The sequence below is a fragment of the Vibrio sp. 2433-A1 genome, assembly GCF_056726085.1.
Window position 1 is genome coordinate 1 of sequence record NZ_JBRESC010000033.1, and the last position, 17329, is coordinate 17329.

The 17329-nt window shown below is 40.7% G+C and carries 17 protein-coding genes; 2 read left to right on the plus strand and 15 right to left on the minus strand.

All coding sequences use genetic code 11. The features are described 5' to 3' along the window. Positions 1–4: 4 nt before the first annotated feature. The 13 genes from ACU01J_RS20245 to ACU01J_RS20305 form a co-directional block, all read right to left on the minus strand. Positions 5–472 carry an Sbal_3080 family lipoprotein gene (locus ACU01J_RS20245; protein ID WP_481087300.1) on the minus strand — a complete coding sequence of 156 codons (468 nt, stop codon included), beginning with the start codon at positions 470–472 and terminating at the stop codon, positions 5–7. 148 nt (positions 473–620) lie between these two features. Further along, a complete protein-coding gene (locus tag ACU01J_RS20250; protein WP_481087301.1) occupies positions 621–1256 on the minus strand; it encodes a CatB-related O-acetyltransferase in 636 nt (211 codons plus the stop codon). An 851-nt stretch (positions 1257–2107) separates the two neighbouring features. Then, complete coding sequence (locus ACU01J_RS20255; protein WP_481087302.1) at positions 2108–2602, minus strand: hypothetical protein; 495 nt, start codon at positions 2600–2602, stop codon at positions 2108–2110. A 340-nt stretch (positions 2603–2942) separates the two neighbouring features. Next, a protein-coding gene (locus tag ACU01J_RS20260) for an IS3 family transposase (RefSeq protein ID WP_102780348.1) occupies positions 2943–4066 on the minus strand; the annotation gives its coding sequence in 2 pieces (ribosomal slippage) (positions 2943–3814 and positions 3814–4066; 1125 coding nt in all). A 41-nt stretch (positions 4067–4107) separates the two neighbouring features. After that, positions 4108–5055, minus strand: a complete 948-nt coding sequence (locus tag ACU01J_RS20265) for a hypothetical protein (protein ID WP_481087303.1) — start codon at positions 5053–5055, stop codon at positions 4108–4110. Between the two features lie 169 nt (positions 5056–5224). Further along, positions 5225–5425, minus strand: a complete 201-nt coding sequence (locus ACU01J_RS20270) for a hypothetical protein (protein WP_025543657.1) — start codon at positions 5423–5425, stop codon at positions 5225–5227. Beyond that, positions 5418–5618: a hypothetical protein gene (locus tag ACU01J_RS20275; protein ID WP_206974492.1), complete on the minus strand. Its 201-nt coding sequence runs from the start codon at positions 5616–5618 to the stop codon at positions 5418–5420. The genes ACU01J_RS20270 and ACU01J_RS20275 overlap by 8 nt, the downstream gene beginning before the upstream one ends. Positions 5619–5754: 136 nt before the next feature. After that, positions 5755–6333: a hypothetical protein gene (locus ACU01J_RS20280; protein ID WP_481087304.1), complete on the minus strand. Its 579-nt coding sequence runs from the start codon at positions 6331–6333 to the stop codon at positions 5755–5757. A gap of 911 nt (positions 6334–7244) precedes the next feature. Further along, on the minus strand, positions 7245–7712 hold the full coding sequence (locus tag ACU01J_RS20285; RefSeq protein WP_481087300.1) for an Sbal_3080 family lipoprotein: 468 nt from the start codon (positions 7710–7712) through the stop codon (positions 7245–7247). A gap of 183 nt (positions 7713–7895) precedes the next feature. Then, the gene (locus ACU01J_RS20290) at positions 7896–8591 is read right to left on the minus strand and encodes an aspartate/glutamate racemase family protein (protein ID WP_481087305.1); all 696 of its coding nucleotides are present in this window, start codon (positions 8589–8591) and stop codon (positions 7896–7898) included. A gap of 148 nt (positions 8592–8739) precedes the next feature. Beyond that, entirely contained in the window at positions 8740–9336 is a 597-nt protein-coding gene (locus ACU01J_RS20295) for a class I SAM-dependent methyltransferase (RefSeq protein WP_481087306.1), read from the minus strand. A gap of 1291 nt (positions 9337–10627) precedes the next feature. Beyond that, positions 10628–11035, minus strand: a complete 408-nt coding sequence (locus ACU01J_RS20300; protein WP_481087307.1) for a GNAT family N-acetyltransferase — start codon at positions 11033–11035, stop codon at positions 10628–10630. A gap of 1299 nt (positions 11036–12334) precedes the next feature. Next, complete coding sequence (locus ACU01J_RS20305) at positions 12335–12790, minus strand: hypothetical protein (RefSeq protein ID WP_481087308.1); 456 nt, start codon at positions 12788–12790, stop codon at positions 12335–12337. A 480-nt stretch (positions 12791–13270) separates the two neighbouring features. Here ACU01J_RS20305 and ACU01J_RS20310 point away from each other — a divergent pair, with 480 nt between their 5' ends. After that, the gene (locus tag ACU01J_RS20310) at positions 13271–14242 is read left to right on the plus strand and encodes a reverse transcriptase domain-containing protein (RefSeq protein WP_481087309.1); all 972 of its coding nucleotides are present in this window, start codon (positions 13271–13273) and stop codon (positions 14240–14242) included. Next, complete coding sequence (locus tag ACU01J_RS20315; protein WP_481087310.1) at positions 14239–15579, plus strand: ATP-dependent nuclease; 1341 nt, start codon at positions 14239–14241, stop codon at positions 15577–15579. The genes ACU01J_RS20310 and ACU01J_RS20315 overlap by 4 nt, the downstream gene beginning before the upstream one ends. Before the next feature lie 185 nt (positions 15580–15764). Here the strand turns inward: ACU01J_RS20315 and ACU01J_RS20320 are convergent, their stop codons facing one another. Continuing rightward, complete coding sequence (locus ACU01J_RS20320) at positions 15765–16196, minus strand: hypothetical protein (RefSeq protein WP_481087311.1); 432 nt, start codon at positions 16194–16196, stop codon at positions 15765–15767. 133 nt (positions 16197–16329) lie between these two features. Beyond that, entirely contained in the window at positions 16330–17250 is a 921-nt protein-coding gene (locus ACU01J_RS20325; protein WP_481085133.1) for an IS5 family transposase, read from the minus strand. Positions 17251–17329 lie beyond the last annotated feature (79 nt).

Genomic DNA, 17329 nt, shown 5'->3' on the forward strand with positions numbered 1-17329 from the left:
GCCGCTACATTTCACCTGACTTTATTTTGGACTGAGCCTCACTTACAGTCTGCTTCCCAAACAACAAATCCATCATTGCGATGATTCGTTTGCTGTCGTCCCCCCACTTATCTGAATTTGCACTATTTGGTGCCTTGAACTCAACTTCACCAACTTTCTCGCTATTTTTATACGCTTTAACTTTGGCATCTGCGATAAACGTTCTGAAGTCCCAGCTCCAACGTGATACGTAAGTAAGTGTAAGTTCCGAGCTATTCGGTGAAGTTCCATCACTTACAACAGTACATTTATGAGCAGTATCCAAACACCACTCTTGCATTGAATCTAAGAAAATTTCTCGTGTCGCGTCATCTTTCACGATAGTGATTTCTTTACTCTGGTTCTCTTGCGAGATTGCTTCCGCTGTATATTTTGGCGCAGCACATGCTGCCAATAGAACAGGTAGACTAAGGATAAATAGTTTCTTGTACATGTTACTTCTCTTTCAATACATCTGTAATTTTTCGGGAATTTCAAGTAGCTGCATAACGCCGCGTTAAGGTGTGATGCACGCTTGGCTATACTTGAGCGAAGCGAAACTGCCAAGCGTGAGGAATCACTCTTAAACGCTTTGTTATGTGCTATTTTTGACCATCATACGCCAAAGCTGCACTCTTCAGTTGCTGAATGTCCGAGGCACACAGATACCGCTTTAATGCTTCGAACTTCTCCAAAGGCCAGTCATAAATTCGCATTTTCAGAAGCTCAGCAATAATCGATTCATCAAAGCGATATTTAACTAATTTCGCGGGCGTTCCTCCAACAACACTATAGGGAGCAACATCTTTGGTTACTACGCTATTTGCTGCAACTATCGCACCTTCTCCAATAGTTACGCCAGGCATAACCATTGACCTCATCCCGAGCCACGCACCATCATGGATAAAGGTATCACCTTTACCGATATAAGCTTCATCAATGTAATCCATAAATGGGTACAAGCAGAACCAATCCGCTCTATGGGTATGATTACCACCCATTAAGATAACCACTTCTGCACCAATACAAACATAATCACCAATATGAAGCTTATCTATTTTCCACCTTGGTTCCCAATTACGGCTAACTTCATCGCCGTGAAGATATCGAACAACAGATTCTTCAAACCCGTTATCCCAGCAATCACTGTAATAACTATGAGTACCTTTGATAGAAATATTAGGGTTAGTTACCACCTCATGGAGTAACTGAAATTTTGACCAATGCTTTTTTTGCATACGAAACCTCAAGCAAATGTTAAATAATAAGAATTATTGAAATAACACTATGCCGTCAGTGAATACGAGGCTGCTTTAAAAGAGGGATAAGTTTCATAAAAAACACCGTAAAGTGGAAGAAAGTGATGATAGCACATAACGCCCAATTAAGGGGTGAACAACGCCTTCACCCAAACCTAAAGCATTGTGCCATAAACACTAAATTTGAAGTAGAAGCAAAAATGCCGAGCGTTGTGAATCCCTCTTAAATTGTTTGTTATGTTTTACCACAAATACATGATTTCCTTGAGAAAGAACTGCCATTTCTAACTGGTTTTCTGAAGCAAACCACAAGGCAAGAATCAACTTGGCCGCCAAATGCGACCACCCGACAGCAATTAAACCCACTTCCCTGCCCAATGAGGCAACCCAATTAAGGAACAACAAGCGCCCTGTCTTTCCAACCAAAGCGCAAAACAGTGCTGAATTGCCGAGGCAACTGCCAACCTAAAATGCCAATTGGCTAAGAACCTCAAAGCGACTTTGAGCCGGTTAAACAAGAATCTAGCCGCCACGACCTGACAATGAAGCAACCCGAGAATATTGGCATGTTTTACGGCCTGAGAGATTCAAGAACTTAGACCGACAATGTGGATTTGCTGAGTCTACTAGGGATAAACTGCCAGAGGGACAAAGAACTAGAGCCTAAGAACTTTAAGCCTTTGAAATACAAGTAAACATAACGCCCAATTAAGGGGGGAACAACGCTTACATCAAAACCTAATGCATTGTGCCATAAACACTAAATTTGAAGTAGAAGCAAAAATGCCGAGCGTTGTGAATCCCTCTTAAATTGCTTGTTATGCAATAAGCTAAAGTTGTACTGACACTTGCCAAGTCATTGACCTAGACTTTGCAACAATGTCCGATACTGTCGTCATTACCATTTTGGATGTTCGCTTATTGAACAAGGCTACTTTATGACGGTCACCAAGCTGTTCTGCTGCACTTATCTCACTTTCAGTCAAAGCGAAAAAGAAACCTGAGAAATCCTCTTTCACCCGTTCTTGGTTCGCGGTTTTGATTTCGATGAATGTTATTTTAGGTAGTGCTTCTAATATTGATTCTATGCTGCCAAAGTCGACTTCAATACCTGCTGGAATTGAAAGTGCATCAAAACTAGAGCGCTTGATATTCAGTCCAGTTAATTCAAGAGCACTCAAAAGGTTCTTAAGGCGCTCCCCTTTTGGGCGAGGAATCCAGTCTTCATTAGCTTCAATTGACAATATCTCACCTTTAGCCCCACTCTCATTAGCAAAGCGTAGTAGATGATTTTTCTTAAGTTCTATGACTTCACTTGGATTCAAGACTAACTCCTATTGCATAACGCCCAATTAAGGTGTGAAGCACGCGACCACGGCACTTCATTTGAGCACCGTAAACACTGAACCGAACCCAAGCCAAAAATGCCAAGCGTGCTGAATCACTCTTAAATTGTTTGTTATATCTATTTTAACTTTTCCATTAGTAACTTAGGGTTTATTTTTATCGGTCCCCACTGGATGTTGCCAATGGATAGAGCCCCGTCTAGCAAGTTTATCTCACTGTCCATAGATTCTATAAGCATCAGTCGTTGTGATTGTGTCTCTAAGAAGTGGACCCCGATGGTTGGACACATAAGCTAATTTCTTAAGTGGTTGATCTTGCTCATGCAGCGTATCTTTGTCTGCCGAAGTAGACTTCATCAGGAGTGAGGTCATTGAGTCCTTGATGATTACGCTCTTCATTATAAAACACCATGTAGTGACCGATTTCAAGCTCTGCCTCTCGGGGTGTGGTGTACGCTTTTAAATAAACCTCCTCATATTTTAGGCTTCGCCATAGTCGTTCGATAAAGACATTATCAACCCAGCGACCTTTTCCATCCATGCTGATCCGTACTCCGTGGTCAAGTAACTTCTCCGTGAAGTCAGTACTGGTGAACTGGCTACCCTGATCGGAGTTAAAGATATCAGGCGGCCCGTAGTGTTGAAGCGCGTCTTCAAGAGCCTCAATGCAAAAGCTTGTATCCATGGTGTTCGATAAGCGCCAAGACAACACTTTACGGCTATACCAGTCGATAATGGCGACTAGGTACAGGAACCCTTTAGGCATTGGGATGTACGTGATATCAATAGCCCAAGCTTGGTTCGGGTAAGTGACTTCAATATCACGTAACAGGTAGGGGTAAACCTTGTGAGCTTTATTCGCCAGTGTTGTTTTTGGCTTGGGATAAATCGCTCCAATGCCCATATCTCGCATGATCCGAACAATACGCTTGCGATTAACGTTGTGGCCCTTTTTAGCCAGCTCGGTTCGAATACGCCTACTGCCCATGAACGGATATTGAAGGTGGATTTCGTCAATCATACGACGTAATTCAATCTCTTCAACAGAGAGTCCGACAGGCTGATAATAAGCCGTAGAGCGAGCAACATTAAGAAGCTCGCACTGACGCTTTATTGGTAACAGGGTGGATTTATCCAGCGAACTTTTTCGCTGTGCTCGGTCTAGCGACCGAGCACTTTGGCCAAAAAATCATTTTCCATGGTCAATTGACCGATCTTGGCGTGGAGTTTGTCCACTTCTTCGGAGCTGTCCTTGCCCGACTGACTTTCAGAAGCAAAAATCATGGCAGCATTTTCAAGCAACTCTTTTTTCCATGTTGAGATTTGGTTAGGGTGCAGGTTGTACTTCTGCGCTAACTCAGCAACAGTTTTATCACCTTTGGCGGCAGCAAGTGCCACTTTAGCTTTGAACTCAGGAGAGTGGTTTCTACGTTTTCTAGTCATAATCTGTTCCAGTATTGTTGGGTACTATCAAAACAGATCAATCACTTAAAGTCATGTCCGAAAATTGGGGGCCACTTCTCTAATTTATTTTGTAGACTGGTTATAGTTTCATTCTTTAGTTCAATAATTGAATCTTTTAGCTGAACTTGACTCTGGAAGTTAATAATTTGAGCCTGTAGATTAGAGATTACAGCCTTCTCATACGGGGTGGATTTATTCGAAGGTAGAAGCTCAGAATATGGAAGGGTTAGGTATAAATGGAATAATTTTTCTATTTCAGAGAGCATCTCGGGAGAGTCTTCTGGGGCGACTATAAACTTAGTTTGGGTACCATTTTGCTCTGCTTGCATGTGGGCTTTTATACCTAACTCAGAAAGGAGTTCGCCAAACCACACTAAGTACTGTGTACAAACAAATTGATAGTGTGGCGGAAAGTTAAACACTTTTACAAGTAGCTGGTCTTGTATTTTTTTACTTAATTTAAACACGGTTGTTTCGTAACTTAATTTAGCATGCTCTACCACTCGGGAGATTTCCGTGGCTATTAGGTTATTACTTTCAACCTCAGTTTTGATGCGTATATATGTGGAACCAAAATCAGAATCATCAAGTGAAGCTGTATAACCGTTATAAGTGACTTCTTTTACAAAAGCTTCGCTAAACTCACCAATGGTGAAAGGCTGCGCCCAGTCCATAAAGTGAATAGAAAGTGTCACATCGATCAATAACCTATTTGAGTTTATACCACGACTTAAATCGATCCAGGAGAACCTACGATCACCTACACGCTCAGCCGTGTATAATGTTAATCCCTTAGGGAAGTCTCCTGACTTTAAGTTCTCTATCAAACGGAAGGCTTCTGGATGAACGTCTTCAACGAGAAGCGGAAAATCATCTTCTCCGCCTGACAACTTTAAATCAAATCTCGTGCCCGTTTCTTTATTTGATACTACAATTGTTTCTTCACGAATTTCGATACTTATACTCACTGAACCTCCAATAGATATAACGCCTTGTTAAGGGGTGAGCAACGCAATACCGAAGCAGCGGCATGCCACCTTAATCACTTAAACCAACGCATAGTAAAAATGCCACGCGTTGCGAATCCCTCTTGAACAATTTGTTATATCCGTTCTCAATTGGCTTTCAGAACCTTTTCTAGAGAGACATTTCGCGCGCAAATTGATACGCCTCATCATGTGAAAAACCATTCGCTAGCGCGTAACCTGTTATCACCGACCTCCAACAATAATTGTCATGAGGCTCAAATCCGCCACTTTTGCTTTCTACATTTTCAATAAACGACTTCTTTAATGCTAGAAACTTCTCTTTACTTACCAAATCTTGTTCTTTAGTCATCGAATACCAAACCTTTGTCCATTAAATCCATAGCAAACATATAAGCCTTACCTTGCTTATAACCATGTCCCATCGCATACCCAGCAGCCATTGAAAAAGTACTTAACTCTGCGTCTGGGTGCCAAGAAGCTTCCTGCTCTAACACTTCTTTTGTGAACTTATCTTCCATGTCAGCAAAACTTATTAACGTCATTTGCTCTCTCTATCATATATCTACTTTAAAATTGAATGCGTGAGGATATAACGCCGCATTAAGGTGTGAGCGGCGCTTGGCTATACTTGAGCGAAGCGAAACTGCCGGGCGTTGCGAATCACTCTTAAATGCTTTGTTATGTAAATTTCATGAACATCCCATATAGTGGCCCAATACAAGTTACTAAGAATAGTAATGAACAAATCCAACTCATCCATGAAAAAAGCTGTAGATCAATAACTTTACGAGTGTGCCCCAGCCCTTTTCCTATTAGCCGTTCAATATCCTGTTCTGTTAGATCCTCTCTAGCTCGCAAAAAAAGCTGCTCTAAATATGGGTAGTCGTCTCTTCTAGCTTGTTGATGTACTTTGAATTGAGTAAAGAAGCGTTCTTCAGGTGGGTAACCGTGTTCAAATCTTAACAGTTCTTTGTGCCACCAATTTATATCGTTACCACGAGCAGCTACAACTCCGGAAAACTTATCAGTGCTAAATTTTTGAAGACACAATATAGCCAAATGAATTAATACACATATCGCTGATGCGACAGAAAAAGAGGGGAAATCATCTATGTTAAGAGCTGTCACAGCAAGCGCTACACTAATTGCAAGCAATATCGATTGTATTGTTATATGCAGCGTTCGGTATGATTGAAGTAGAGTGTCTTGCCATGCAACAGCGGCCATAATGTAATTTCGATTATCTTGATTACTCATTTATTAACTCCATTTTCATATAAGCTAAATTTAACATGAAAACAAAGCCCTATACGACTCAAGAAGTCATCAAAATTTAAGAATCTAAGCATATTCACGAATTCGCAAAGCAGTAATGTTACAAACCAAACTGCAACAAGCGAAAGACAGTAATAACGAGCGAGCAGAGATGCTTTTGAATCAGGGAGATCTAACGAAGGAAACCATCAGAAAATGCCGATTTTACCCGCTTTACATAACGCCGCATTAAGTGGTGAACAACGCGACCACCCTAGCCTAAACCTTGCCACACATAGCACTGAAGCCGACCTAAGCTGAAATTGCCAAGCGTTGAGAATCCGTCTTAAATGCTTTGTTATGTAAATTCAGCCATATAAGCCAAAGTTACCACGAAAAACCAAGCCTGTACGACCGAAGAAATAGCCAAAACCAAAGAACCCAACAGTGTTCACGAATTTGCAGAGCCAGCAATGTTACAGACCAAGCTTCAACAAGCGAAAAATGGTGATGACCAGCGACCAAAAATGCTTTTGAATCTGGCAAACCGAACGAAAGAAACCATCAGCAAATGGGGACTTTCGTTAACCTTGCCCTTTCCACACTTTGAACCCGAAAAACTAACCACGAACCAACTCTGAAACTGAATGAGGAAACTCACGAACCTTGGCATGTTTTACGGCTAATTTGGCAAAGAATCGGGACAGAAAAAGTGAGTTTTGACGAGGATGCAAACCGATAGCTAGAGAGAGCGAATAAACAGAATAATGCCTATTTTACCCGCTTTACATAACGCCAAATTAAGTAGTGAGCAACGCTACCACCTACCTAAATCATTGTGCCGTAAACACTGAAACCGATTCAAACTGAAAGTGCCAAGCGTTGCGAATCTACTTGAATTTATTGTTATGCCGCTACATTTCACCTGACTTTATTTTGGACTGAGCCTCACTTACAGTCTGCTTCCCAAACAACAAATCCATCATTGCGATGATTCGTTTGCTGTCGTCCCCCCACTTATCTGAATTTGCACTATTTGGTGCCTTGAACTCAACTTCACCAACTTTCTCGCTATTTTTATACGCTTTAACTTTGGCATCTGCGATAAACGTTCTGAAGTCCCAGCTCCAACGTGATACGTAAGTAAGTGTAAGTTCCGAGCTATTCGGTGAAGTTCCATCACTTACAACAGTACATTTATGAGCAGTATCCAAACACCACTCTTGCATTGAATCTAAGAAAATTTCTCGTGTCGCGTCATCTTTCACGATAGTGATTTCTTTACTCTGGTTCTCTTGCGAGATTGCTTCCGCTGTATATTTTGGCGCAGCACATGCTGCCAATAGAACAGGTAGACTAAGGATAAATAGTTTCTTGTACATGTTACTTCTCTTTCAATACATCTGTAATTTTTCGGGAATTTCAAGTAGCTGCATAACGCCCAATTAAGGGGTGAACAACGCCTCCACCCAACCTAAAGCATTGTGCCATAAACACTAAATTTGAAGTAGAAGCAAAAATGCCAAGCGTTGTGAATCCCTCTTAAATTGCTTGTTAGGGCGATGCTAATTAAGTGCTGCTTCCGCTATTTCACGACAATGAATTTCCGTTGTTGAGAATAAGGGAACTCCATTGTGTACCGTGCTTTTGAGTAACAAGGGAATTTCAGTGCAGCCTAAAATCACACCTTGCACATTCCTCTCAACTAACTCTTCAATAACTGATAAAAAGACGTGCTTTGTATCTTCATTGAACTCGTTTAAAACTAGTTCAGATACGATTTTCCGATGGATGTACGCCCTAGAGTCTAACTCAGGCGTTACGACGTCAATGTTACGATTTTTAAGAGTACCTTTATAGAACTCTGTTTCCATAGTTTTCTGTACGCCAATAAGCCCAACACAGTTTAAACCAGCTTTTTGAATAGACTTAGCTGTAGCATCTCTGATATCTACAATTTCAACGTCATACTTTGCTTTTATAGCAGGCATAAAGCGGTGCAACCCATTTGCACATAAAGCGACTACCTCTGAACCTCCAGCAACAAGAACACCTACAGCATCGACGATCATTTTTTCGCACAGTTTCTCTGTTGGATCTTTACTTTGATTGTCGAGGAATAGTCCTTCATCAAGACTTTCAATTAGGATATGTGCACTATTGTGACCACCGAGATTTTGGTTTATAGATATATTTATAAGTTTGTAATACTCAAGTGTCGAAACCCAACCTAATCCACCCACCAGTCCAATTTTTTTCAACGTACATACTCCATTATTTTTGTAAGCCCTAACGCCGCGTTAAGTGGTGAGCAACGCAGACCACCACACCTAAACCATTGTGCCGTAAACACTAAAGCTGAATCAAACCGAAAATGCCGAGCGTTGGGAATCCGTCTTAAACGCTTTGTTATGTACGTTTCACCGCAACCACGGAATATGTATGCCAATGCTTCATTTTACCCAATGAAGTTTTCGCTTTTTCATCACGTTCAAAGAACCTGACTATTTCAAAACCTGAGAACAAAGCCTTTACTTCTGATTCCGATAACGGTGTGGTTGGACTACGATAGTTGTGAGCCCAACTGTCTTTGAAGCCCATGAAGTCACCAGCAAACACCCCACCGGTTTCAATTGAAGATTTAATGTTGCTCCAAGTCGACTCAAATTGGTTTGGGTCAGCGAAGAATAAGCTGGAATTTGCGATAACCACACCAGATTTTGGATAGTCGAATAGCTCAAACGAAGACTCTGCAATATCCACTAATGACTTCGCCCCAAATCTATCTCTACAAATAGCAACCGAATCAGGATTAATATCGAAGCCATGAACTTGAAAACCTTGTTGTGCTAGGTATTCGATATCACTGCCGGTTCCACAACCACAATCAGTGGCTATTTTGAGGTTTGATTCATTGAGTCGAGCTGCTAACTCAGTACGTTTTGAGTGTGGGCGAGACAATGCCTTCTCGTAGTACTGACGCCAAATTTCAGTATTTTCATCCATAAGTTTCTGATTTTCCGTAAAAGTACATAACGCCCAATTAAGTTGTGAGCAACGCTGCCACCTTACTAGAGCACTTCACCGTAATCACCAAACTAATTGAAACCGAAAGCGCCGAGCGTTGCGAATCAGCTTGAATTGTTTGTTAGGCAAATTTTCCTGCCCACTCACTAACTTGGTTTGAAAACAGAATACCTTAAACACGATAAGCAACCAATCACCCACTGACTTTTTGTGATTCAAGAACAACTGAAGCCGCTATGTTACAGCCTAGGTTTCAACATCCACGAAATGCGTCTTTTCAGCGACGAAGTAGCTTTTGAACCGGAATACTAAAAGCTGCGAGCTGACAGCAAAAATGAAAGCTTCGATTGACTAGTCCTTTCCACACTTTAAGCCAGTGAAACTCACCACCAACCAACACTGAAAACCAATGAGGCAACCCACGAATCTTGGCATGTTTTACGGTTGGAGAGATTCAAGAATTTGAGCCGACAATATAGAATTGCCGACTAAGAAAAGCAGGTGTCCAGAGGGAGCAAGAAGATTAGAACAAAGAACTTTTCTGCCCTTTGCCTAACGCCCAATTAAGGGGTGAACAACGCCTTCCCCCAAACCTAAAGCATTGTGCCATAAACACTAAATTTGAAGTAGAAGCAAAAATGCCGAGCGTTGTGAATCCCTCTTAAATTGCTTGTTATGTTTTACCACAAACACATGATTTACTTGAGAAAGAACTGCTATTTCTGACTAGTTTTCTGAGCTAAACTACAAGGCTCGAACCAGCTTGACCATCAAAGGCGATTAACCTAAAACCTGTAATTCCACTTCCCTGCCCAATGAGGCAACCCGACTAAGCACCAACAAACGCCCTATTTTTCCAACCAAAGCGCAAAACAATGTTGAATTGCCGAGGCAACTGCCAAGCCGAAATGCTAATTGGCTAAGAACCTAGAAGCGACTTTGAGCCAGTTACACCAGAAACCAACCACCACGACCTGACAATGAAGCAACCCGCGAACGCTGGAATGTTTTACGGGTTGAGAGATTCAAGAACTTAGACCGACAATGCGGATTTGCTGAGACTACTAGGAACGAATTACCAGAGGGACAAAGAACTTCAGCCTAAAAACTTTAAACCTTTGAATTTCAAGTAAACATAACGCCGCATTAAGTGGTGAGCAACGCCTTCCTCCTGACCTAAACCATTGTGCCGTAAACACTTAAGCCGAATCAAACCAAAAATGCCAAGCGTTGGGAATCCGTCTTAAATGCTTTGTTATGTTTGTGGTTCTTATACCCACGAAACAGACATTTTTAAGTACGCTACATTTGATTTGTAAAACTCTTCGCCTTCAACACGCAACCCAAATTTCTGATAGAAAGACAGTGCTGAAGTTCTCGCGTCACACCAGAAATACCTAACATATTCTCGCTTCAAATCACGCACCAGTCCCTCGATAACCTTAGTTCCAATTCCTTGCCCTTGGTACTCAGGCAGAGTAGCAAATTTTCTGAGCCTAGCTTCATGACCATCGTTATATACAGATGCCACACAAACCAGTTTCCCACCAATAAATGCACCATAGTGAGTAGCAGAGTCATCCCCTTCGACTTCGCAGAATGAAGGCGATTTACTAGGCCATAAAACAAGATGCCTAATAGGTAAAACTTCTGCTGTACTAACCTCTCGTATATCCATATTTCCTCAAAAAACATAACGCCCAATTAACGTGTGAGCAGCGCAAACACTGAACTTAAACATTGCACCGTAAACACTTAACTCAACCCGAAGTGAGAGCGCCAAGCGTTGCGAATCACTGTTGAATTGTTTGTTATGTTTTACCACAAGTTACTGACTTAATTGAGAAAGAACTGCTATTTCTGACTAGTTTTCTGAAGTAAACCACAAGGCTGAAACCCACTTGGCCGACAAAGGCGACCAACCTAAAACGTGTAATTCCACTTCCCTGCCCAATGAGGCAACCCGACTAAGCTCCAACAAGTGCCCTGTATTTCCAACCAAAGCGCAAAACAATGCCGAATTGCCGAGGCTGCTGCCAAGCTGAAATGCTAATTGGCTAAGAACCTGAAAGCGACTTTGAGCCAGTTGAACAAGAAGCCGGTCGCCACGACCTGACAATGAAGCAACCCGCGAACATTGGCATGTTCTACGGGCTGAGAGATTCAAGAAATTAGGCCGACAGAGCGGATTTGCTGAGTCTACTAGGGACGAATTGCCAGAGGGACAAAGAACCAGAACCTAAGACCTTTAAGCCTTTGAAATGCAAGTAAACATAACGCCCAATTAAGGGGTGAACAACGCCTCCACCCAAACCTAAAGCATTGTGCCATAAACACTAAAACTGAAGTAGAAGCAAAAGTGCCAAGCGTTGTGAATCCCTCTTAAATTGCTTGTTATGTTTTACCACAAACGACTGATTTACTTGAGAAAGAACTGCCATTTCTGACCAGTTTTCTGAAGCAAACCACAAGGTAAGAACCAACTTGGCCGCCAAAGGCGACCAACCTAAAACAAGTAATTCCACTTCCCTGCCCAATGAGGCAACACGACTAAGCTCCAACTAGTACCCTTTCTTTCCAACCAAAGCGCAATACAATGCTGAATTGCCGAGGCAACTGCCAAACCGAAATGCTAATTGGCTAAGAACCTAGAAGCAACTTAAAGCCAGTTACACAAACAACCGACCGCCACGACCTGACAATGAAGCAACCCACGAACATTGGCATGTTTTACGGGCTGAGGGATTCAAGAAATTAGGCCGACAATGCGGATTTGCTGAGTCTACTAGGGACGAATTGCCAGAGGGACAAAGAACTGAAGCCCAAGAACTTTAAGTCTTTGAATTTCAAGTAAACATAACGCCGCGTTAAGTAGTGAGCAACGCCACCACTGAACCTAAACCATACCACCTTAAACACGAAACCCAACGATAGAATAAAAAATGCCAAGCGTTGGGAATCTGTCTTAAACGCTTTGTTATAGCGCATCTTCCGACGCGCGCATTACCGACAATACCTTCGATAGTACGCTTGGAATACCCGTACCTTTTAAGTAACTAACACTCGTATTGCGACTTGTGGTTTCATCAAACAATTCGTGAAACGAACTTTGTTTTTCAATGACAACAGCAGGCAATTCATAACCATCTCCGTTGAATTGGTCTGCTGTAATATCAATGATATAGCCATTGCACACCAACCATGCATGGGACTGGTTGAAATTTTTACCTAGCCCACTACCACAGACATATTCACTGTCTAAGTTGTGGTACTGCAATAAATACAAGCCTAATAAATCTGTGGCATCTCCACAGCAACCATTTGGAAAGCCAGAAGAGTGATAAAAACTAGTCATGCTATGAAAGTCTGATTTCTCAAAACTAGCCAAAATATCCCTAATTTGATGAATCTCTTTCTTCACTTCTTTATTCAAACCAGACTCCAATATTACCTTGCGCTATAACGCCCTGTTAAGGTGTGAGCAACGCATTACCGAAGCTCCCGCATACCACCTTAAACACAAAACGCAACGCATAGCAAAAGTGCCAAGCGTTGCGAATCACTCTTAAACAGATTGTTAGTTTGATTTTGTGATTTAAAGGCGTCGAGAATAGGTTTGGTAAGAAGTGAACTTGCGTTAACTAGCAGGTCGATGTATTATCTAGTCATGCCGGAGACTAGGAGTAGCTCCAGTCGTTAACTGGCCTCTACCTGAGATTATAAATGTTACTAATGCACGTACATTCACAAGAATGTCGTGCATTTTGTAATTTTGGCCTTTGGAAAGCTTAAAGTTAACTTTCCCCACTCTCCAGCTTTCACTGTCAAACAGCCCTACATCAAAGCCAATCTTGTTTTGAAGATCATTACAATGGACTTATAATAGCTCAAAATAGCTAGGGCATGGTAGATAATGAAAAAACACACTCTTGAACGCCTGTTCGATATGATAACGCACGGAAAGTATGATTTTTCTGATTTCCTACACTGCAATTTGGATGATGAAATCAAAATTTTCGAAATTAGTTCAAAAAAGCTATCCTCACAATCAAGAATCGTCTACTCAGCGAGTGCAAAACTTAAAGACTTCCATAGTTTTCTAAACATGGTGGTGTTTGAACAACTATCATCAAACGAAGATGTTGTTTACTCTTATAGAAAAGGAGTAAATGCATTAGATGCAGTTATAGACCACAGGAATAGCAAGTATTTCTTCCAAACCGACATTAGGAAATTTTTTCCTAGTATCGATAGAGAATTAGTTGCAAAAACTATAAATAGAAACAAAGAAAGAATTCCTGTCTCTGACTTTGATAACTACTTTGATAGAGTATTGGATATGGTATGTTATGGTGGAAGTTTAACTACCGGCTTTTCAACATCTCCTTTAATTAGTAATAGCGTTCTTATTGAATTCGATGATTACTTTTACAAGTACTGTAAAAGTAATCATTTGGTATACACAAGATATTCAGATGACCTAATAGTATCATCTAGTAAACCATTTGAAATTGATATAGAAAGTACAATAATCGAAAAATTGGGCAAACTATATCGTGGTAATTTTGGCATAAACAAAAGTAAAAGCAGATACTCTCACATTGGCCAGAAAGTTAAATTGTTAGGGATGGTTATTCTTCCAAATGGTAATATAACTATTGACCGAAAGCAAAAGAAAGAAATTGAAGTATTACTTCATTATTATAAAGAGGACAAAAAAAGATTCGACGAACTAATTGATGGGGATTACCAAAAAGGGATGGCTAGAATTTCCGGAATTCTAAACTATATAAAAATGATTGATGAAGAATACCTTAACAAATTAATGAAAAAGTATGGAGTTACTCTTATTGACACTCTTATACGAAAGGCTGCATCTAAGTGATAATTAAAATAAAGAACATTCAACATATTGACAAATTTGAAATCAATATTGATGTTACAAACCCTGGACTACATTGTATTGTGGGAAAAAACGGTGTAGGCAAGACAACACTAATAAAGTGTATTCGAAATTTTTCCAACTCCGAAACTTTCACTAAGACGTCGCCTACCAATATTTTCACTAAAGATAGTGAAATAAGCTACACTCTGAATGGGAATGACTATACTTTCAGTTACGAGGAATCAAGTGGTGCAATCGAATACAAAGGCGTCATTCCCAGTACACTAAGATCGGATGTGGATGTTGAGTTACCAATTCCACATGGCAGTAGATTCAATTTTTTCCAAACGATTAGTGATGCAAACTCTGCTATTGTAAAAGCTATTACTTTTGAAAGCTATGAAAAACCTGACGAACTAATTGACCTTCTGAACACTATATATTCAACCGATAAGTTTGATAAACTTATCGAAGTGAAGCATAAAAAGGATAGTTGTTACGCGTTACTTTTAGATAATGAAAGATATATAAGAGAAGATTACTTAAGTTCTGGTGAATTTTTTGTCATTAGTTTATATCGAAAGATAAAAAACAAGAAGAAGCTTATTGTAATTGACGAGATTGATATCTCATTAGACGCATCAGCTCAAGTAGTTCTGGTGAAAAAACTAAGAGAGTATTGTGATAAATATTCTGTTAGAATTTTATTCACGACACATTCGCTAGCTTTAATGAGAACACTTTTAGACGGTGAGCTATATTACCTTACAAATGATAATGGAGTCCTAGAAACATCCCTCGTCTCTTATAACTTTGTAAAAAGTGTTCTTTTTGGTTTTGAAGGTTGGGACAAGTATATACTTACTGAAGATCAAGTTTTACAAGACTACTTGGAATATCTAATTTCAAATTTCTGTAAAGACGTATATTACAGATACAAAATAATATATGTCGGTGGTGGAACCAATGTCGTAGATTTAATGAAAAGGAATATGGCAGATCAGTTTTTATCAACTGTAGATAATGTAATCAGCATTTTAGATGGTGACCAAAAAAATGAAAAACATGTGCGAAACTTTAAACGTTCTCATTGCATTCCACAAGAGAGTGTGGAGAAGTTACTTCTAGAGCAATATAGAAACTCAAACACGGGTATACCTAGACTAGCAGATAGTAGTATCCTCGTAGGTAGAGCTCCTGAGAAAATTCTATATAAGCAATTACTTAAGCAAAAATTGATGTCTAAAAACAAAATTCATGAATTTGTGACCGATTGCTACCCTAATGAAGTAAAAACATTTGTGAATAATGTTCTCAAAAAGCACCTGTGCAAGTAAACCCTCGGTTTATTGCGACCTGATCATACCCTCTAAAAAATCACATGGTAGAGGGTATAAATAAGCAAACTAACGCCCAATTAAGTTGTGAGCAACACTGATACCTTACTAAAACACTGCACCGTAATCACCAAACTAATTGAAACCGAAAGCGCCGAGCGTTGCGAATCAGCTTGAATTGTTTGTTATGTGAATTTTCGCTTTTTCTTCTTGTTATATTTTGGTTCTAGCTCTTCAACCAAATATTCTTCTGTTTCTGTCCGCCCGAAATCAACTGGAACAAACGACATTTCTAATTGGGAAAAGTGCTCATTCAGTAGGCTTTCTATTCGTTCTGGAAATTTATTTTTAGAAGTCGCTGCTTGGTAGTCCGAAAGCGACATGAATAAATCAGCACCAATAGTACGCCTCAACGTATGCTTACGAGTACTACCTATGTCACTCATTCGCTTTTTAACACAACCAGACTCACCCACATAAATCAGAGTGCCTTCAGAAAACACACCATAAATACCTGCCTCACTTGGCGCATATTCGAGCCTTTCATCAAATTTAACTCTGTTTTCAGGGGCTAGTAGCGCCACCCTAAAATGACTTAATAACTCATTTATATTCATATGAAGCCTCTAATTCACATAACGCCCTGTTAAGGTGTGAGCAACGCAATACCGAAGCTACCGCATACCACCTTAAACAGGCTTTGTTGCGTAATTCGGACAGAAAAACAAACCGCCCGAAATTGTGCAATTCTTAAACAACAAACTGAGTTTCAGGCATACCAAGCCCTGTAAGCTTGTTCAGCGCTTTAATCATGGCGTAGGTTTCGCCAACCTGAGCATTGTAGTTTCGCAGGCTTAACCTCCCACCTAGCAACTGCTTCACTCGATACATGGCTGTTTCTGATAGTGAACGTTTGTGATAACCATACCGCTTTTTCCACTTCTTGTTGGAGCCGTAGAGCTTTTGGCAACCCACTGCTAAATTGCGAGGATGTCCTTGTTCCCAGAAGGCTGCCCCTTCTCTTGGTGGGATAAGCGGAATAGCTCGCTTAATCCGTATGGCATCATGGCAGTTCCTTGTGTCGTAAGCACCATCTCCAGATATCTCGATGATTTGTCGACGTGTTTGCTTGAGCAAATTAGGAAGGACTTCTGAATCAGTGACATTAGATAAACTCAGTTCTGCTGCTACTATCTCGTGAGTACTGGTGTCGACTGCTAAATGCAGCTTTCTCCAGACTCTACGCTTCCCGTCAGTACCGTGCTTCTTGACCTTCCATTCACCTTCGCCATAAACCTTGAGACCAGTGGCATCAATGGCCAGATGCTGTATCGCACCTCTGGTTTTAGTTTTAAATGAAACCTCAACCTGCTGGGCTCGACGGCTTATACAGGTGTAATGCGGACAAACAAGCGGTATGTTAGCCAGCTTAAATACTGAGTCTAGAAAACCTTGCAGCGCTCTCAATGGCATAGAGAAAACGCGTTTTACCATCAGTGCGGTAGTAATGGCTAGGTCGCTGAATCGACGAGGCCTGCCGCGCTTACTCTGTTTGCTTTGCTTCCACTCGCGTATGGCTTCCTCATCAATCCAGAAAGTGAGTGAACCACGGTTGATTAGGGCTTTGTTGTACTGTTTCCAGTTAGTTGTTTTGTAACGAGGTTTCGGCATAAGGCTACGATGATTAACTGATGTAGCCGATCAGATCGTAACTTCCTGATTTAGTTCCATCGAATTACGCAACAAAGCC